The organism is Variovorax sp. M-6, assembly GCF_052114385.1.
Taxonomy (GTDB): Bacteria; Pseudomonadota; Gammaproteobacteria; order Burkholderiales; family Burkholderiaceae_C; genus Variovorax.
In genome coordinates this window covers 53674-71259 of sequence record NZ_JBFREQ010000013.1, presented here as the reverse complement: position 1 = coordinate 71259, position 17586 = coordinate 53674, and the positions used below count along the sequence as shown (strand labels likewise).

The 17586-nt window shown below is 69.3% G+C and carries 14 protein-coding genes; 4 read left to right on the top strand and 10 right to left on the bottom strand.

Going from position 1 to position 17586, the window contains the following annotated elements; genetic code table 11:
- Nucleotides 1–47: 47 nt before the first annotated feature.
- Nucleotides 48–1268, bottom strand: coding sequence for a hypothetical protein (locus AB4Z46_RS16505; protein WP_442284595.1), 1221 nt, complete (start codon nt 1266–1268; stop codon nt 48–50).
- A gap of 1043 nt (nt 1269–2311) precedes the next feature.
- A complete protein-coding gene (locus AB4Z46_RS16500; protein ID WP_442284594.1) occupies nt 2312–3505 on the bottom strand; it encodes an ornithine cyclodeaminase in 1194 nt (397 codons plus the stop codon).
- A gap of 190 nt (nt 3506–3695) precedes the next feature.
- Between AB4Z46_RS16500 and AB4Z46_RS16495 the strand changes: the two genes are divergently transcribed.
- Nucleotides 3696–3851 (top strand): hypothetical protein, encoded by a 156-nt coding sequence (locus tag AB4Z46_RS16495; protein WP_442284593.1) that lies wholly within the window; start codon nt 3696–3698, stop codon nt 3849–3851.
- A gap of 108 nt (nt 3852–3959) precedes the next feature.
- The gene (locus tag AB4Z46_RS16490) at nt 3960–4601 is read left to right on the top strand and encodes a LysE family translocator (protein WP_442284592.1); all 642 of its coding nucleotides are present in this window, start codon (nt 3960–3962) and stop codon (nt 4599–4601) included.
- A 44-nt stretch (nt 4602–4645) separates the two neighbouring features.
- Here AB4Z46_RS16490 and AB4Z46_RS16485 read toward each other — a convergent pair whose 3' ends face one another.
- The 6 genes from AB4Z46_RS16485 to AB4Z46_RS16460 all read right to left on the bottom strand — a co-directional run bounded on the left by AB4Z46_RS16485 (nt 4646) and on the right by AB4Z46_RS16460 (nt 13946).
- Nucleotides 4646–5074, bottom strand: a complete 429-nt coding sequence (locus AB4Z46_RS16485) for a hypothetical protein (protein WP_442284591.1) — start codon at nt 5072–5074, stop codon at nt 4646–4648.
- Nucleotides 5075–5178: 104 nt separating this feature from the next.
- Nucleotides 5179–6243 carry an adenylate/guanylate cyclase domain-containing protein gene (locus tag AB4Z46_RS16480; protein WP_442284590.1) on the bottom strand — a complete coding sequence of 355 codons (1065 nt, stop codon included), beginning with the start codon at nt 6241–6243 and terminating at the stop codon, nt 5179–5181.
- Nucleotides 6236–6607, bottom strand: coding sequence for an Hpt domain-containing protein (locus AB4Z46_RS16475; protein WP_442284589.1), 372 nt, complete (start codon nt 6605–6607; stop codon nt 6236–6238). The genes AB4Z46_RS16480 and AB4Z46_RS16475 overlap by 8 nt, the downstream gene beginning before the upstream one ends.
- Nucleotides 6604–10812, bottom strand: coding sequence for a GAF domain-containing protein (locus AB4Z46_RS16470; RefSeq protein WP_442284588.1), 4209 nt, complete (start codon nt 10810–10812; stop codon nt 6604–6606). The genes AB4Z46_RS16475 and AB4Z46_RS16470 overlap by 4 nt, the downstream gene beginning before the upstream one ends.
- 60 nt (nt 10813–10872) lie before the next feature.
- Complete coding sequence (locus AB4Z46_RS16465; RefSeq protein ID WP_442284587.1) at nt 10873–12978, bottom strand: prolyl oligopeptidase family serine peptidase; 2106 nt, start codon at nt 12976–12978, stop codon at nt 10873–10875.
- The gene (locus AB4Z46_RS16460; protein WP_442284586.1) at nt 12975–13946 is read right to left on the bottom strand and encodes an AraC family transcriptional regulator; all 972 of its coding nucleotides are present in this window, start codon (nt 13944–13946) and stop codon (nt 12975–12977) included. Before AB4Z46_RS16460 ends, AB4Z46_RS16465 begins: the two co-directional genes overlap by 4 nt.
- A gap of 140 nt (nt 13947–14086) precedes the next feature.
- Between AB4Z46_RS16460 and AB4Z46_RS16455 the strand changes: the two genes are divergently transcribed.
- Complete coding sequence (locus tag AB4Z46_RS16455) at nt 14087–14944, top strand: NAD(P)H-binding protein (protein ID WP_442284585.1); 858 nt, start codon at nt 14087–14089, stop codon at nt 14942–14944.
- A gap of 28 nt (nt 14945–14972) precedes the next feature.
- Here AB4Z46_RS16455 and AB4Z46_RS16450 read toward each other — a convergent pair whose 3' ends face one another.
- Nucleotides 14973–15500: a hypothetical protein gene (locus AB4Z46_RS16450; RefSeq protein ID WP_442284584.1), complete on the bottom strand. Its 528-nt coding sequence runs from the start codon at nt 15498–15500 to the stop codon at nt 14973–14975.
- A gap of 84 nt (nt 15501–15584) precedes the next feature.
- The gene (locus tag AB4Z46_RS16445; protein ID WP_442284583.1) at nt 15585–16214 is read right to left on the bottom strand and encodes a DUF2652 domain-containing protein; all 630 of its coding nucleotides are present in this window, start codon (nt 16212–16214) and stop codon (nt 15585–15587) included.
- 165 nt (nt 16215–16379) lie between these two features.
- On the opposite strand from AB4Z46_RS16445, the gene fabV reads away from it, so the two are divergent.
- On the top strand, nt 16380–17576 hold the full coding sequence (gene fabV / locus AB4Z46_RS16440; RefSeq protein WP_442284582.1) for an enoyl-ACP reductase FabV: 1197 nt from the start codon (nt 16380–16382) through the stop codon (nt 17574–17576).
- Nucleotides 17577–17586 lie beyond the last annotated feature (10 nt).

The following is a 17586-nucleotide window of genomic DNA, read 5'->3' as shown; positions in this document are numbered from 1 at the left end:
CCGATGCGGCGCTGGTCAAGGCGCGGTGAGGCCCGGGCCAGGCGTGGTCATCCCATCAGCGTCGGATTGCGGCGAGATTCATCGATTCGTCGCTGCCTCAATGCCTCCTTGCACTGCGGCAGCTGTCCCATCCTGGGCTCTGCGCACTGGCTGTTGACGCACACGGCACGCGCGATGAAATGACGCCCGCTGCAGGCCGCCAGGGGATCGCGCTCGCCGCGACTTCCGGCGGTCGGGGCGATCGCCTTCGGGCGGCTCGCAGGTGATTTCGATGTCGCCGGGAGCGTCGCCTCGGCTGCCGGTTCGCTGGATTCATGGGCGATCGGCTGGAGCTGCGAATGGCTCGACGCTGCGCGCTCCCTCGTGTGGCGATCGTGCGCGGCGAGCCCGCTCGGTGGCTGGGTCCACGCGTTCTGAGGTCCTTGCAGCGTGAGGGTGGCGCTCGTCCGCTGCAGCTTCGCCGCGGTGCGGATCTGATGCCATGAAGCGAAGGCCGTGAACAGCAGCAGCGAGGGCACCAGCACCAGCATGAGTGCGCTGCACAGCGCGCGCGCTTCGGACACATCGCGGTGTTCGCCAGGGGCGGCCGCTTCGGGCCGACCGACCGGGGCGGCGGCGTCTTCTTCCTCGTGGCTCGATGTCAGGGTGCCGCCGCAGGTGCGGCAGCGCAAGGCACCGCCATGGTTCACGGTCTGACAGAACTCGCAGGTGCCGAACGCTTCATCCCTGCGATTGAGCATCAGGCTGACGACATCCCCCACCTGCACATACGCGTCCGCCTGCGAAGCCCTCTCGGGCCAGACGGCAATTGCACTGTCGGTAGACATGTTGACCTCCTTCTGGCCGCGTTGACGCGCGGCGCGCTCATCGGCCTGAACCGCCGCCGGGGCCACCGCCGGCGCCGCCAGGACCACCGCCACCACCTGAGCCACCGCCGGCACCACCGGCACCACCGCCACCGGGGCCACCGCCGGCACCGCCGGGACCGCCACCGCCACCGGGGCCACCACCGGGACCACCGGGACCGCCGCCGCCACCGGGGCCACCGCCGGGACCGCCGCCGCCTGAGCCAGCACCGGCACCAGCACCAGCACCAGCACCGGCACCAGCACCAGCACCAGCGCCAGCGCCACCACCACCAGCACCAGCACCAGCACCAGCACCAGCACCAGCACCAGCGCCACTACCACCAGCGCCAGCGCCACCACCGGAACCACCACCACCGGCACCACCACCGCCGCCACCACCAGCGCCGCTTCCACCTGCATCAGCAGCCATGGTGAACGCGGTCCTGGCCGGCGAAGGCTTCGAGAGAGCCACGACGCCCGCCACTGATGGCGAGCCGGTCGGCGGGACCTGGGCCGACTGCGTCCCCCGGCTCGTCGCGGTGTTCAGGCAAATGGCTTCGCCATAAGGGTTGTAGCGGTCGCACCCCGGAGGACCGTTCGACCGGGCGTTGTCGGCGCTGGCTGCCGCGCCGGGCTTGGGCGCAGGCTGAGCGGGGTCGACATTGGCCATGCGCACGCTCGCAGCCGGTGCTGATACAGGCACGGCAAGCGGCGGAGCAGGGACAGCGATGGGTCGCTGCGCGGGCGCGCGGGCGCGCGCTCTGGTCGGGCCCACGTCCCTCGTGGCCTCGGACGCCTTGCCCGAGGCGTGGGCGGGGGCAGGGGCGGGGGCCGCCCAGTGGCGAGTTGCCGCCGGTGAGCGCTCGGACGGGCTTGCCGCCAGGCCGGACGGAGGAGGCGGCGCCGGCTCGTTCGGCGCCGTCGGCGGCACGACTTCGTTCTCTTGCGGGGCTGGCAAGACCGGCTCCGGCGTCGAAGCCGGCACGACCGGTTCCAGGGTCGGGGCCGGCATGTCCGGCTTCGGAGCGATTGCGAGTTGGAGGGGCGGGACAGCCGCCTCCACCCGCAGGGAAGTGGGGGGGCGCGATGGCGGACTGTGACCCGCGAGGCGGCTCGAATGCCAGAGCACGAAGATGCCGCCCATCGCCAGCAGCACGGCCAGCAGCAGAAAAACGGATACATCGAGGCGCGCGGGTGCGCCGATCGAGCCGGTGCGCGGCGGGGGGCGGACGGGCGGTGGGCGCTCAGCCGCTTTCGCGGGCGCCGCCCGGTCGGGCGCTGCATGCAGCTGCGCGATTGGATCGCGCAGCGTGCTGTCGAAAGTCACTTCAGGCGAATCGTGGCCCGAGAACCTGCCACTGCAACCCCGGCAGTATTTGGCCGCGTCCCGGTTGGGCGTGTGGCAGGAACTGCAGAACTTCGTCATGCCGTTCTTCGACTTTCGCGTGGTAGTGCATGCTAGCTCATCGAGGGCGGCGCTGATCATCGGCCAAAAGGCCAGGGGCCCCTGCGGCAATGCCGGTTTCGAGTGAGCGGTCGACCGGCCGCGGCCGGAGATCGACGACCGTCAATGATGCAGGCTCGGATCCGGCAGCGCACCTTTGGTGCGCGCGAGGCTGCCGCTTTTCCTGCAGCAAGCCAAACAGGTCCTTCGGATCGGTGGCCTGGGGAACCAGCTCGATGATCTCGCCGAGACCCAGTTCGGCCGCGGTGTCGGCCATGAAGGCGAGTGCGGCGAAATCCTCGAGCGCGAAGCCCACCGAGTCGAACACGGTGACCTGGGAAGCATCGACGCGACCGGGCCGGTGGCCCGCGAGCACCTGCCAGATCTCGGTGACCGGAAAGTCCGCGGGCATCTGCTGGATCTCGCCCTCGATGCGCGACTGCGGTTCGAACTCGACGAACACCGATGCCCCCTCGAGCACGCCCTGGTGCAGTTCGGTCTTGCCCGGGCAATCGCCGCCGATGGCATTGATGTGCATGCCGGGTTCGATCATCGGTGGCGTGAGGATGGCGGCGCGGGTCTTGTCGGCGGTCGCTGTCGTGACGATGTCGGCACCGCGCGCCGCTTCGGCGGTGCCGACGCAGAGGTGGACCTCCAGACCCCGGCCGCGCAGGTTCGCGGCCAGCTTGGCGCTGGCGGCCGCATCGGTGTCGAAGAGCGCCAGCTCGCGGATGCCCACGAGATCGCGGAACGCCAGCGCCTGGAATTCGCTCTGCGCGCCATTGCCGATCAGCGCCATGCGCAGGCTGCCCGGGCGTGCCAGTCTGCGCGCGGCCAGCGCCGACATGGCGGCCGTGCGAATGGCGGTCGTCAGCGTCAGTTCGGAGAGCAGTCGGGGAGCACCGGTGTCCACGTCGGCCAGGACGCCGAAAGCCATCACTGTGGGCAGGCCGTGGCGATGGTTGCCCGGATGGCCGTTGACATACTTGAAGGCGAAGCGGGCGGCATCGGCGATCGGCATCAGCTCGATCACGCCCAGATCGGAATGGCAGGCGACGCGGGCGACCTTGTCGAACGCGTTCCAGCGCAGGAACTCGCGCTCGATGCGATCGGCCACGCCGGCAATGCAGGCGCTCAGTCCCTTGCGCTGGACCAGCCGGATCATCTCCGCGGCGCTCAGGTACATGGTGGTCGGGTAGCGGCGGGTTTGCATGGCATGCCTCCGGTGTCGATGCCGACCAGTGTCCCGGCGATGCCTGTCAGACAGAAGCGCCAAGGATGTCGCGTTCCGGCCGGTTCCCTGCCGATCCGGCAGGTGCCGATGGCGCTTCGGCAGGCCAGCCACTTTTCCGGCGGCCAGCGGCTCAAAATGAGACTACCTTGCTGCCAAAGGAGCCAAGCCCATGACGACCCCCAAAGTCCCTTCCGAGGACGATCCTGCGCAACTTCCGGTCGAGCCGGAATTTCCCACGGACACCGATCCGACCAACCCCCATTCGGACGAAGGCAAGCCCGGCGCGGACGAGAACGCGGCGGGATTCGTGAAGGAGAAGCTCTGAGGGCCTGCCCCTCGCCAGGCATGGCCCTCGATCAGCGCGGGTTGCCGATCCTGAACACAATGGCGGGCTGATTGCGCCGCCGCGTTGGCGGCGTTGCAAGGAGTGATCGTGACCTGGTCCAACTGGCTCGTCTTTTGCGGTGTGTCGCTTTTCATGGCTTTCACGCCGGGTCCGGCCGTGTTGCTGGCGGTCTCCAATTCAGTGTCGGTGGGGCCGCGCCGGGCCATGTGGGGGTCGCTCGGCAATGCGGCGGGCGTGTTCCTGGTGTCCGCCATCGCGATGGCCGGCCTCGGCGTGCTGCTGAGCAGTTCGGCCACGGCCTTCATGGTCCTCAAGCTGGCCGGGGCGGCCTATCTCGTCTATCTCGGTGTCAGGCAGTGGCGCAGTGGCGCCAATGCCTTCGCCGACACGCGTCGATCCGCCGGGGAGGCCGGGGCGCCGGCGCCGCTCAGGCTGTTCGGCCATGGCCTGACGGTGGCCTTGACCAATCCGAAGAGCATTCTGTTCTTCTCGGCGCTCTTCCCGCAATTCCTGACACCTGGCGCGCCGGTGGCCGAGCAGTTCTTCGTGCTGACGGCCACATTCGCGGCCTTCACCATGCTGTCGCATGCGTTCTACGTGCTGGTGGCGCGGACCATGAAGCAAGGCTTCGCCGACGTCCGCCGCGTGCGGCTGTTCCATCGCATCTCGGGCACGGCCTTCGTGCTGCTCGGGCTCGGAATGCTGCGCTTGCGCAACAGGCTGGCCTGAGCCTCGCAGTTGCGCCGTGGGTGCGCGGAATCGCGGCGTCGTGCCTACCGGACGGTCGACATCACCGTGGCGCGGCACCTCGGCTGCTCACGCGGCGCCAGCAGGGCGCAGTTGTCCATCGCGCGGTTCTGCATGTCGTTCATCCTTGGCCGCGCTGCGGGAGGGGGGCCTTGCCGGTAACCCGGCCCATAGGCGACTGGCGGCGGGCCGTAATAGGACGGTGCCGGACGGTAATAGGCGGGCGGCTGCTGGTAGTACACCGGAGGCGCAGGCTGGTAGTACACAGGCGGCGCAGGCTGATAGTAGACCGGCGGCGGGGGCGCGTAGACCGGCGCCGGCTCGTAGTAGACCGGGCCGCCGACGCCGACGGACACATTGACCTCGGCATGCGCCGCGGCGGCAATCGAGAGGGCAGCGGCCGCCAGGGCCGCTGGAAGCGCCCATTTGACAAATGCAGGGCCAGTGAAGGTCAAGGAACTCTCCGAAGGGTGGGCGAAAGGGCCCTAGTGTCTCAGAACGCTCGACCTCCGGACTTGGTGGACACGGATCACATCCTGTGACATCGCCGGTCGGCGCCTCAGCCCGTCGGCCTCGACAGATCCGCCTCGGTGACGGCGTAGACCTCGACCGGTGCCGCCTTGCCCCGCATCGACGCCGTGCCGAGGGACTCGACCGGAATGCGTCCGCCGAGCGCCATGCAGGTCGCCGGATCGATCAGGATCGTTCGCCTGGCCAGCTTGGTGTGCTCCTCCAGGCGCGCGGCGAGATTCACGGTGTCGCCGATGCAGGTGTAGGTCGCGCGCCGCTGCGTGCCGGTGTAGCCCGCCACCATGTCGCCGGTGGCGATGCCCACGCCGATCCGGATCGCGGGCTTGTCCGCCGCCGTGCGCTCGACGTTCAGCAGGTCGATCATCTCGACCATGTCGAGTGCCGCGCGCACCGCGGCCGCGCCGTGGTCGGGCAGCGGCAGCGGGGCGCCGAAGATGGCCATCAGGCCGTCGCCGACCATCTGGTTCACCACGCCGCCGTGGCCGTTGATGGCGTCGAACATCAGCGTGTAGTAGGTGTTCAGCAGTTCGATCGTTTCTTCGGGCGGCTGCGACTCGACCAGCGCGGTGAAGCCCCGGATGTCGGAGAACATCACGGTGCCATGCACATGCCGCCCGCCGAGCGCGAAGCCGGATTGCTCCAGGTCCTGCACGACCTCGGAGGTGGCGAAGCGGCGCACCAGTTCCTTTTGCTGGTCGCGCAGGCGCTTCTTCTCGAGGCTGGCACCGATGCGGGCCTTCAGCAGCACCGCGTTGACTGGCTTGTGCAGATAGTCCTCGGCGCCGAGTTCGATGCAGCGCACGATGTCGGCGACGCCCTCGAGCGACGAGGTGACGATCACGGGCAGGTCGCGCAGTTGCGGATCGCCGGTCAGTTGCTCCAGCACCTGGAAGCCGTCCATCTCCGGCATTTCCATGTCGAGCAGCAGCAGGTCGTAGGCGTCGCGCCGCAGCAGTTCGAGGGCGACGCGTCCGTTCTCGGCGCACTGGACGCTGTGGCCCTGCAGTTCGAGGCTGCGCGCCATGAGCAGGCGGTTGACCTTGTTGTCGTCCGCTACCAGCAGCCGGGCCGGCGCATGGCGAAAGTCAGTCATGGCTCAGTTCCTCCAGGGCCGCAGCCACCCGCGCGTATTCCGCCGCCAGCGCATCGAGCGCATTCGATCCCCGCGCCGCCTCGAGGCCGCCGAGCTCCTGCTCGCGCGCCATGGCGCCCAGCGCGAGCGCGCCGAAGGTGAGGCTGTTCGACTTGAGCGAATGCGCCGCGCGGCGGAAGGCGTCGGCGTTGCCGGCGACGAAGGCGTCGCGCAGTTCCTTCAGCATCGCCGGCGCTTCTTCGAGGAAGGTCTGCACCAGCTCCTTCACGAAGTCGGCCCCCGCGGTCTCCTGCAGTTCGGCGAAGGTCGCGCGGTCGATGGCGGCATCGCTCATGGGCTCCCCGCGCTTGTCGGTGGTGTTCATGTCGTTCGGTCCTTTCGTCCCGGCACGCTGTTCAGCGCTTCGACCAGCCGGTCGATGCGGATCGGTTTGGTCAGGTAGTCGTCCATGCCCGCGGCCATGCACATTTCGCGGTCGCCCTGCATGGCGTTGGCCGTCATCGCCACGATGCGCGGACGCTGCGCCGCCCGCAGCAGCGTGCAGATCTGCCGCGTCGCGTCCAGTCCGTCGAGTTCGGGCATCTGCACATCCATCAGCACCACATCGTAGGCCTGGCGCTGCACCGATTCCACCGCCTCGATGCCGTTGGCGGCGAGGTCTGCCCGGTAGCCCATCTGCTGCAGCAGGCGCATCGCGAGCTTCTGGTTCACTGCGTTGTCTTCGGCCAGCAGGATGCGCAGCGGGTGGCGTGCGGCCATCGACGGGTCGATCTGCGGCTTGACCGGGTCGCCGGCCGCGGGCCTGGCGGCCGCGCCGGGCGCGAGCAGGCTGACCAGCGTGTCGAACAGGTGCGACTGGCGGATCGGCTTGGCCAGGTACGCATTGAAGAGCGATTCGGCATCGCCCGCCTCGCGCCGGCCCACCGAGCTGAACAACACCAGCGGCAGGCCCGCGCGGCTCGCGCGGACACGCCGCGCCAGGTCGATGCCGTCCATCTCGGGCATGTGCATGTCGAGGATCGCGAGATCGAAGCGCTCGCCTTGTTCGAGCCAGCGCAAGGCCTCGAGCGGCGATTCGGTGGCGCGCAGATCCATGCCCCACTTGCCGGTCTGCAGCGAGAGCACGCGCCGGTTGGTGGCGTTGTCGTCGACGATCAGCAGGCGCTTTCCCTGCAGTTCGGCCTGCGCGCCGATGAAGTCGCGGCGCCGGCTTGGCGGCAGTTGCACGGTCGGCACCTCGATGGTGAAGAAGAAAGTCGAGCCGCTGCCCACGCCGTCGCTCTCGGCCCACATGCGCCCGCCCATCAGCTCGGCCAGCCGCTTGCTGATCGCCAGGCCGAGGCCGGTGCCGCCGTACTTGCGGGTGGTGCTCGAGTCGGCCTGGGAGAACGACTGGAACAGCCGGCCCATGCCTTCCGGCGACAGGCCGATGCCGGTGTCCCGCACGGCGAAGGTCAGCGTCACCTTGCCGGCGGACGCGGCCTCGGCGCTGACGGTCAGCACCACCTCGCCGGTCTCGGTGAACTTCACCGCGTTGCTCAGCAGGTTCAGCAGGACCTGCCGCAGCCGCGTGAGGTCGCCCGTGACGGCGGCCGGCACGTCGCCCTCGAACACGTAGGCCGTGTCGAGGTCTTTCTCGGTGGCTCGCGTGCTGACCAGGTCGAGCGCCGTCTCCACGCAGTCGCGCAGGTCGAACGGATGCGACTCGATGTCCATGCGCCCGGCCTCGATCTTCGAGTAGTCGAGGATGTCGTTGATGATGGTCAGCAGTGCGTCGCCCGAATCGCGGATGGTCGCCACGTAGTCCTGCTGCTCGGTGTCGAGCGGCGTGTCGAGCAGCAGGCCGCTCATGCCGATCACCGCGTTCATGGGCGTGCGGATCTCGTGGCTCATCGTCGCCAGGAACGCGCTCTTCGCGGCGTTGGCGGCCTCGGCCGCGGCACGCGCCTCCTGCGCCTGCTTGAACAACGCGGCATTCTGGATGGCGACCACGGCCTGGTCGGCGAAGGTCTTCAGCAGCTTGATTTCCTTCTCGGCGAACGGGCCCGGCGGCTGGCGGGTCACATGAATCGAGCCGATGTTGCGGCCCTCCCACATCAGCGGGGCGACCATGATCGCGTAGGTGCCGACCTTTTCGGCCACCTCGCGCATGAACTGGGGCAGGTGCGGCTCGGCCAGCGCATCGGGAATGTGGACGATGTCGGGGCCGCCCATGGCCAGCCCGATGGGCGTGTGGTCGATCGGCCGCGGATAGTACTTCTCGAGTGCTTCGCGGGCCGAGCCGCGGTGCGCGCCCAGGTGCACCTGGCCGTCGTACCCGATCAGCGAGATGCCCATCTGGGCACCGGAGAACAGGCGCTGGCAGCTTTCCAGGATCTTGTCGAACACGGGCTGGGCGTTCTCCATGGAGCCGCTGATGACCTGCAGCACCTCGGCGGTCGCGGTCTGGCGCTCCAGCGCCTCCCTGGTTTCGTTGAACAGGCGCACGTTCTCGATGGCGATCACCGCCTGGTCGGCGAAGGTTCCGGCGAGTTTCGCCTCCTGGTCGCTGAAGGCGCCGGGCGTCGCCCGGAGGATGGCGATCGTGCCGATCGCGCGTCCCTCCTTCATCAGCGGGATGAAAAGGCCCGACCGGTAGCCCAGCGCCAGCGACAGGTCCTTCATGCGCGGGAACTCGTTGACGGCGATCTGGGTGTCCGCCACGTTGACGACGCGCGCGTCGAGCAGGCTGGCACCCGCCGCGCTGCCGCGATCCAGCGGCCAGGGCTTCAGGAAGCCTCCTTCGCGCGTGCCGCGGGTGCCGTCGTCGGCAAAGGCCACGGTCTCCACCATGCCGCCGCGCGGCATGCAGAACGCGACCGCACGGCCGTCGAACAGACGCCGGCAGGCCTGCACGATGGCATCGAAGACCGGCTGGGTCTCGGTCGGCGAACTGCTGATGGCGCGCAGGATCTCGGCGATGGCGGTCTGCTGGTCCAGCGCCTCCCGGGTCTCGTTGAACAGACGCGCGTTCTCGATGGCGATCACCGCCTGGTCGGCGAAGGTCTGCACCAGCCCGATCTCGGCCGGCGCGAAAGGCCGCACCTGGTTGCGCAGCAGGGAGATCACGCCCACCGAGCGGCCATCGCGCAGCATCGGCACGGCCAGCACCGTGCGAAAGCCATTGCGTGCCTGCAGCTCGCGCACGTCCGGATACTCGGTGGCGAGCAGCGGCACGACGTCTTCGACATGCACGCAACGGTGCTCCAGGAACGCGCGGCCGGCGATCGAGCTGGCGCGCAGCGGCAGCTCCAGGCCGGCGGCGTCGCCGCCGTACGCCGGCCCATAGTTCGTCATCGCACGCAGTCTGTCACCGACCGCCAGCCAGACCCGGCTGCCTTCGGCCCGGCACAACAGGCCGGCGCGCTCGGCCACCGTGTCGAGCACCGGCTGCACGTCGGTCGGCGAGCCGCTGATGACCTTCAGCACCTCGGCCGCCGCGGTCTGGTGCGCCAGGGTCTCCTGGGTCTCGTCGAACAGGCGCGCGTTCTCGAGCGCCACGCCCATGCTCGCGGCCACCGTCTCGAGGAGCTGGATCTCGTTGCTGCCGAAGGCGTATTCGCGTTCGTGGTTCTGCAGCCCGATGATCCCCAGGGCGCGGTCGCTGCCGATGATGGGGACGGCGACCATCGAGAGCGCCCAGTCGGTGCCCGGTGCCGGCTTGAGGCCGGCCAGGGTCTGCTCCTCGCGCGTGTTCGCCACGCCGACCTGGCGCGTGTGGAGCAGTCGATGCGCCGGTTCGTCCGGCTTCAAGGGCCGCGCCGGCGGCAGGGGCAGCGGCAGGTTGTGCTCGTAGCGGTACAGCGCCTGGATGAGATTGGTCTTGTCGTCCCACCACAGGATGTTCACGTCGCCGGAATCGAACACTTCGCGCAGCTTGTCGCCGACCATGGTGACGATGGCCTGGAACTCCAGACCGGCCGCCATGCCTTGCTGGATGCTGTTGATGAAGGCCAGTTCGCCGGCGCGTTGCGCGAGCTCGGCCGAACGCTCGGCCAACCGGCATTCCAGGCGCTCGCGGGCGCGGATGTGGGCCAGCGCCACGGCGGCCTCGCTCGCCAGCAGGGCCAGCAGGCCGCGGTCCGGCTCGTGGAAACGACCGGCCGGGCCCTCGATGTCGGCGTAGAGGTGGCCGAACAGCTGGCGCTGGGCGACCAGCGGGGCGATCAGGCACGAGCGCTGGAGCGCGGGGGCCGCGCCTTCGGGCCCATGGCGCAGGCTCGCGGTGCGCGTACGGCGGGTTTCGCCGAGCCAGGGCTCGATCGCGGCCAGCAGGCCGGCGGCATCCTCACCCCGCGGCAGCATCGAACCGGCGACGCGCGGGCCGCCGTCGGTGTCGAGCACCAGCAGCACGCGCTGCGCGCCGCTGAGTTCCGCCGCCTCGTCGATCAGGGTGCGGTGCAGCTCGCTCTCGCTGCACAAGGCATTCAGGCGCAGCCCGCTGTCGACCACGCGCTCGAAGGGTTCGCGCAGGTCGGTGCCGGCGCGCAGCGCCTGCATCGACAGTGGCCGGGACCGGGACTCTGCCATGGGGCATGTGCCTCCTGCGATCAGGGGGTGGATGCGCGAGTCGCGCACACGGCATGGAGTCTAGCGGCGAAGCGTCCAGTGGTCGCGGGGGTTGAGCCGCTCCCACAGGAATCGGTAGGCCAGGGCCTGCATCGTGGCGGCTTGCTCGTTGTTCGCGGCGCCGCCGTGGCCGCCCTCGATGTTCTCGTAGTAGGTGACGTCCTTGCCCGCTTCGATCATCGCCGCCGCCATCTTTCGGGCATGCGCCGGGTGCACCCGGTCGTCCCGGGTCGAGGTGGTGAACAGCACCGGCGGACAGTCGCGGCGCGCGTCGAACAGGTGGTAGGGGGAGAAAGTCCGGATGAAGGCCCACTGCGCGGGGTCGTCGGGGTCGCCGTACTCGGCCATCCAGGAGGCACCGGCCAGCAGGCGGGTGTAGCGCCGCATGTCCAGCAGCGGCACCTCGATGACCACCGCGCCGAAGCGCTCCGGATAGCGGGTCAGCATCATGCCCGCGAGCAGCCCGCCGTTGGAGCCGCCCTGCGCTCCCAGGTGGCTGGGCGAGGTGATCCGCCGGGCCACCAGGTCTTGCGCGACCGCGGCGAAGTCCTCGTAGGCGCGGTGGCGGTTCTCCCGGAGCGCGGCCTGGTGCCAGCGCGGCCCGTATTCGCCGCCGCCGCGGATGTTCGCCACCGCGTACACGCCGCCCTGCGCGAGCCAGGCCCGCCCGAGCGCGCCGGAGTAGCCCGGGGTCAGGGAGATCTCGAAGCCGCCGTAGCCGTACAGCAGCGTCGGCGCCGTGCCGTCGCGCGCCAGATCCGCCGGGCCCACCGTGAAGTACGGGACACGGGTGCCGTCGTCCGAGGTGGCGAAGTGCTGCTCGACCGCCAGCCCCCGGGCATCGAAGAAGGCGGGCATGGACTTGAGCAGTTCGGGCGCCTGGCCCACGGTCGCCAGCGAGAGGGTCGACGGCGTGAGGTAGTCGGTGGCAGTGAGCCAGACCTCGTCGGATTCGTCCGCATCGACCGCTCGCGCGTGCACGCTGCCGATGGGCGGGGCGCCGACGAACTCGCTGCGCTCCCAGGGCCCGGTGCCGGCGGCCGGCGGCGTCAGGACGTGCAGGCGGCTCTTCACGTGGTCGAGCACGTTGACGACCAGGTGATTGCGGGTCCAGGTCGTTGCCGCCAGCGAGCGCGTCGGGCCCGGTTCGAAGAGAACGGCGAAGTCACGCTCGCCCTGCATGAAGCGGTCGAAGTGCGTCGCCAGCAAGGAGCCGGCTGCGTAGCTGCGGCCGCCCGTGGTCCAGGCGTCGCGCAGTTCGACGAGCAACCACTCCCGCCGGATGCTCGGTTCCGCCGACAGCGGCACTTCGACCTTCAGCAGCCGGTCGCCCCCGGCCACGAGGAACAGCTCGGAACTGTAGAAAGCGAGCGACCGGGCCACGAAGTCCCGCTCGAAGCCCGGGGTGTGCATCCGGAAGGCCGAGATGTACATGTCGCCGGCCAGGCCCTCGTACACCGTCCGGGCCGATTCCTGGGGCGTGCCGCGCGTCCAGCGTCGGGCGACCCGTGGATAGCCCGAAGTGGTCGACGCACCGTCGCCGAGGTTGGTGAACGCATACACGGTGTCGTCGTCGATCCAGCCCAGGCCGCCCTTGGACTCCGGGCGGAAGAAGCCGCCGTGTTCGGGCGCCACGAAGGCCTTGGCCACCAGGTCGAACTCCCGCGTCACGTCGGCATCGGATCCGCCGCGCGAGAGGCTCACGAGCGCCTTTCGGAAAGCCGGCCGCAGCACGGCCGCCCCATGCCAGACCCAGTGGACGCCTTCCGCCGCAGCGAGGGCGTCGAGGTCGATCACCGTCTCCCAGGCCGGATTCGCGCTCCGGTACTCGGCCAGCGTGGTGCGCCGCCACAGGCCCAGCGGGTGGTCGGCGTCCTTCCAGAAGTTGTAGTAGAAGTCGCCCAGCTTGGAGACCTCGGCGATCTTCGCGTCGGAGTCGAGCACCGCCCGCACCGCGTCCCGCGCGCTGGCGAATTCGTCGGTGGCCGCCAGGGTGCGCAGGGTCCGGGCATTGCGCTCGCGGACCCAGGCCAGGGCGTCAGCGCCTTCGACCTCCTCGAGCCACAGGCGAGGATCGGCGGGTTCCGTGGACTCGGGTTCGGTGTTGGGAGAGAGAGGGGAGGTCATGGGGTCGATTGGATCCGAACTTCGCGCAACGCGGTGCGTCGCACGGACCCCGGCGAGACGCCGGTGAAGCGCTTGAAGGCGCGGCTGAACGCGGCCTCGGACTCGTAGCCGACGCGGCTCGCGAGTTCGGCGAGCGGCGTCTCTTCATCCTTGAGCCATGCTTCGGCCGCGTGCATCTTCCAGCGCGCCACGTATTGCATGGCGGGCTCGCCGACCCGGTGCGTGAAGCGCGCCGCAAAGGCCGACCGCGACATGCCGACCTGGCGTGCCAGCGATGCCACGGTCCAGTGGCACGCCGGGTCGCGATGGATGAGCGCGATGGCGCGACCGATCTGCCGGTCGCGCAGCGCGCCGAGCCAGCCGGTCTGCGCCGCGGGGTCGCTCGCCAGCCAGGAGCGGATCGCCTGGATCACGAGAATGTCGGCCAGCCGCGTGATGATCGTCTCGCCGCCGGCGCGCAGTTCCTGGGCCTCGGCCACGATCAGGCGCAGCGTGCTCTGCAGCCAGTCCTGTTCGGGCGAATTCCAGGCATCGACGCGGATCACGCGCGGCAGTGCTTCCAGCAGGCGGTGCGCGGCGGCGTGGTCGAAGCGCACCGCGGCGCAGATCATCGAGGTGGCCGCGCCGCCGCCGCCATGCCGCAGGACTTCGTAGCGGTCCTTGACGAGTTCGCGCGGCAGGTCGAACAGTTGGCCGGGCAGGGCGCCCGCGCCGCAGCTCAGCCGGTGGCCTTCGCCGTGCGGCACCAGCGCGAGATCGCCGGTGCGGAGAACGCAGGGCTCGGCGCCGGCGGTCTCCAGCCGGCACTGGCCCGAGGTCACGACATGGAGCATCAGGCAGCTGTCCATTGCCGGCAGCTCGAGCGTCCACGGCGCCGTGAACTCCGAGCGGCAGTAGAAGGTGCCGCTCATGCGCAGGAAGTGCAGCGCTTCGCCCAGCGGATCGGCGGGTGTCATGGCATCGAGCATGGCCGCAGTATCCCCGCGCCGGCGGCGGCGCGTCCATCGGTCTGGACGATCGGGCATGAACGAGCGACGCCCTGCAACGGCTGGGGGCCGCGTCCGCGGCAAACATCGGAGCTTGTTCCACCCACCCTCAGGAGACGATCATGAAAGAAGCCTTGAAACTGGTTCTCGGCGGCACGGGCAAGACGGGCCGCCGCGTGGTGCAAGGACTCGAGGCCCGGGGCTTCGGCGTTCGCATCGGTTCGCGCGCCGCCGTGCCCGGTTTCGATTGGGACGATGCCCGGACGTGGGCCGCGGCACTGGAAGGCGTGGATGCCGTCTACATCGCGTACCACCCCGACCTTGCAGTGCCGGGCGCGCCGGCCGCGATCCAGGCTTTCACGGACCTGGCGGTGCGAAGCGGCGTCACGCACCTCGTCCTGCTGTCCGGCAGGGGCGAGCCCGAGGCGCAGCGCTGCGAAGACATCGTGCGCCGCGCGGGCGTCGACTGGACCCTGATCCGGGCCAGCTGGTTCTGCCAGAACTTCAGCGAGGGCTACCTGCTCGACCCGATCCGCTCCGGCGTCGTCGCGCTGCCCGTGGGCGCGGTCGGCGAGCCCTTCGTGGACGCCGCCGACATCGCCGAGGTGGCGGTCGCGGCGCTGTCCGAGGACGGCCACGCGGGCCAGCTCTATGAAGTGACGGGCCCCCGGCTCTGGACCTTCGCCGAAGCCATCGCCGAGATCGGCCGCGCCAGCGGGCGCCGGATCGACTTCGTCGAAGTGCCCATGGACGACTATGCCGCCGCGCTGCAGCACGAGCCGTTGCCGCCGGGCTTCGTCGATCTCATCCGCTATCTCTTCACCGAGGTGCTGGATGGGCGCAATGCGTCGACCGCCGACGGCGTGCAGCGTGCGCTGAAGCGGCCGGCGAGGGACTTCGCGCACTACGTGCGCGAGACGGCGGCGCGCGGGGTCTGGTCGGCTTCCCCTTCCCGGGCGCCCGCGAATCCTTCGACCTGAGCGGCACGGAAGACGCCTCGGCTGCAGCCTACCAACGCCAGCGGTCGCGCATCAAGTCGTCGCCGACGTTGTAGTGGTCGACCCGTCCGGTGGGGTCGACGTAGATGTAGAGCAGCCGCCGGTTGTTGATGTGGAGGTAGCGCCAGGACCATACGGTGCCGTCGAACGACGTCACGCGCGTCTGTTCGAACGGCGGCCCGTAGGTGAAGTAGATGTCCTCCACGCGCCACTCGCCGGGGCGGATCGTGCTGCCGAACAGGCCTTCGTCGAGTTCCTGCCTCACCGATCGCACGCGACCCGAGGCGTCGAGGTCCACGTTGCTGACCTGGAAGCCGGCGGGGCCGCGTGAATACTGCAGCCGATCGCCGGTCGGGGTGCGATAGACGGCCGTTGGCGCGCCCAGTTGCTGCAGCACCTGGTCGCGGCCGGTGCCGGGCTGCACGCGCGAGGGGTCGCTGGCACAGCCCGCGAGCAGCCCGCAGAGCAGCACAATGGCCGCCGCGGCCTTGGGGTGGAGGCAGAAGTGGCCCTGCATGATGACCATAGTGTCGACCAACGAGCGCGTTCCGGCTGTCAGACGATTTGCTGCCTGCGTTTCTTGTAGGGGTTCACGGTTGTCGGCGGCTTGGCGAAGCGCTTTTCATGCGGGGGATCCGGTGACCGTCGCCTTCGCCTCGGCCAGGTACGGCGCCATCGAATGGTGCCGATACGCCACCTCCCCGATCTCGTCGTAGCTGCAGTTGCCGCACTCGAACGACGCGGCCGCCGCGGTGCCGTCGGCCAGCTGGTTCAGCGTCTCCTCGCTCACCAGCAGGTACTCGGACTCGTGCACCTGATTCTTCAACAGCCGGTGCGCGACGATGATGCTCTTGCCGATGAATTTCGAATGTCCCTTGACCTGCATGGTCCTGGCCGGCCCGAAATGCGCGACGAACTTGAGCGACAGGCAATGGACGCTGGAACACGCGCCGCAAGTGCAGGTGCGCAGGATCTCGATCCGCTTGATGTGTGAATGGAAGTCCACGAACATCTTCCGTGCCTGCGCCAGAAGCTCGTCCAGCGACGGCGGGGCGCCGGGACGAACGAACAGCACCGCATCGCCTTCGAACTCGGAAACCTCCAGCCCGAGCTGGTTGGCGTCCACGATCAACTCCAGCAACTCCTGGATGATGTGCTGGCTATGGCTCACCTCGGTCTCGGTCACGAACTTCGTGAAACCGCTGATGTCCGGGATGAAGAAGAGCATGTTGTCGGGATCTGTTGTCGCCACGGCTCGCTCCAAGGAGTTGCGTCATCACATTCAACCACGCGCCTACGCTGGTCAGTCACAGCAACGACAAGACCCCGAAGGCAGCCCCGTCTTGCGACACCTAGAATGCTCGCCGTTCGCGCGCCTCCGCGGTGCCATCCCGACATTCCACCCAGCGAAGTTCTCATGATCATCCAACCGCGCGTGCGCGGCTTCATCTGCGTCACGACCCATCCTGCGGGCTGCGAGGCCAATGTCGGCAGGCAGATCGAGTATGTCAGGGCCCGGGGCCGCATCGCAGGGGGCCCCAAGAGAGTCTTGGTGATCGGCGCGTCGACCGGCTACGGCCTCGCCGCCCGCATCACCGCGGCATTCGGTTGCGGCGCCGACACGCTCGGCGTCTTCTTCGAGCGTCCGGGCAGCGACACCAAGCCCGCGACGCCCGGGTGGTACAACAGCGCGGCCTTCCATCGCTTCGCCGCCGCCGAAGGCCTCCACGCGAAGAGCATCAACGGCGACGGCTTCTCCGACGCCATCAAGCAGAAGACGATCGACGCGATACGAGCCGACCTGGGCCAGGTCGACCTGGTCGTCTACAGCCTCGCGGCGCCGAGGCGCACGCATCCGAAGACCGGCGAGGTCTTCAGCTCGACACTCAAGCCCATCGGCCAGGCAGTTGCGTTGCGCGGCCTCGACACCGACAGCGGGGTCGTCAAGGAGACGGTCCTGCCGCCGGCGACGCAGGCCGAGATCGACAGCACCGTGGCCGTGATGGGCGGCGAGGACTGGCAGATGTGGATCGACGCCCTGCAGGCGGCCGGCGTGCTCGCCGACGGCGCGAAGACCACCGCCTTCACCTACCTGGGCGAGCAGATCACCCACGACATCTACTGGAACGGCTCCATCGGTGCCGCCAAGAAGGATCTGGACCGGACGGTCCTCGGCATTCGCGAGCGGTTGGCGGCGACGGGCGGCGATGCCCGCGTCTCGGTGCTCAAGGCGGTCGTCACCCAGGCGAGCGCCGCCATCCCCATGATGCCGCTGTACCTGTCGCTGCTGTTCAAGGTCATGAAGGCGCAGGGGACGCACGAGGGCTGCATCGAACAGGTCCACGGTCTCTTCGGCGACAGCCTCTATGGCGCCTCGCCGCGCATGGACCCGGAAGGCCGCCTGCGCGCGGACTACAAGGAACTGGCGCCGGAAGTCCAGGGCCAGGTGCAGCAGCTGTGGCGCCAGGTCGGCAGCGACAACGTCCACGCGCTGTCCGATTTCGCCGGCTACAAGGCGGAGTTCCTGCGTCTCTTCGGATTCGGGGTCGAGGGCGTGGACTACGAGGCCGACGTGAATCCCGACGTGCCGATTCCGGGCCTGATCCAGGCCTAGGCCAGGACCG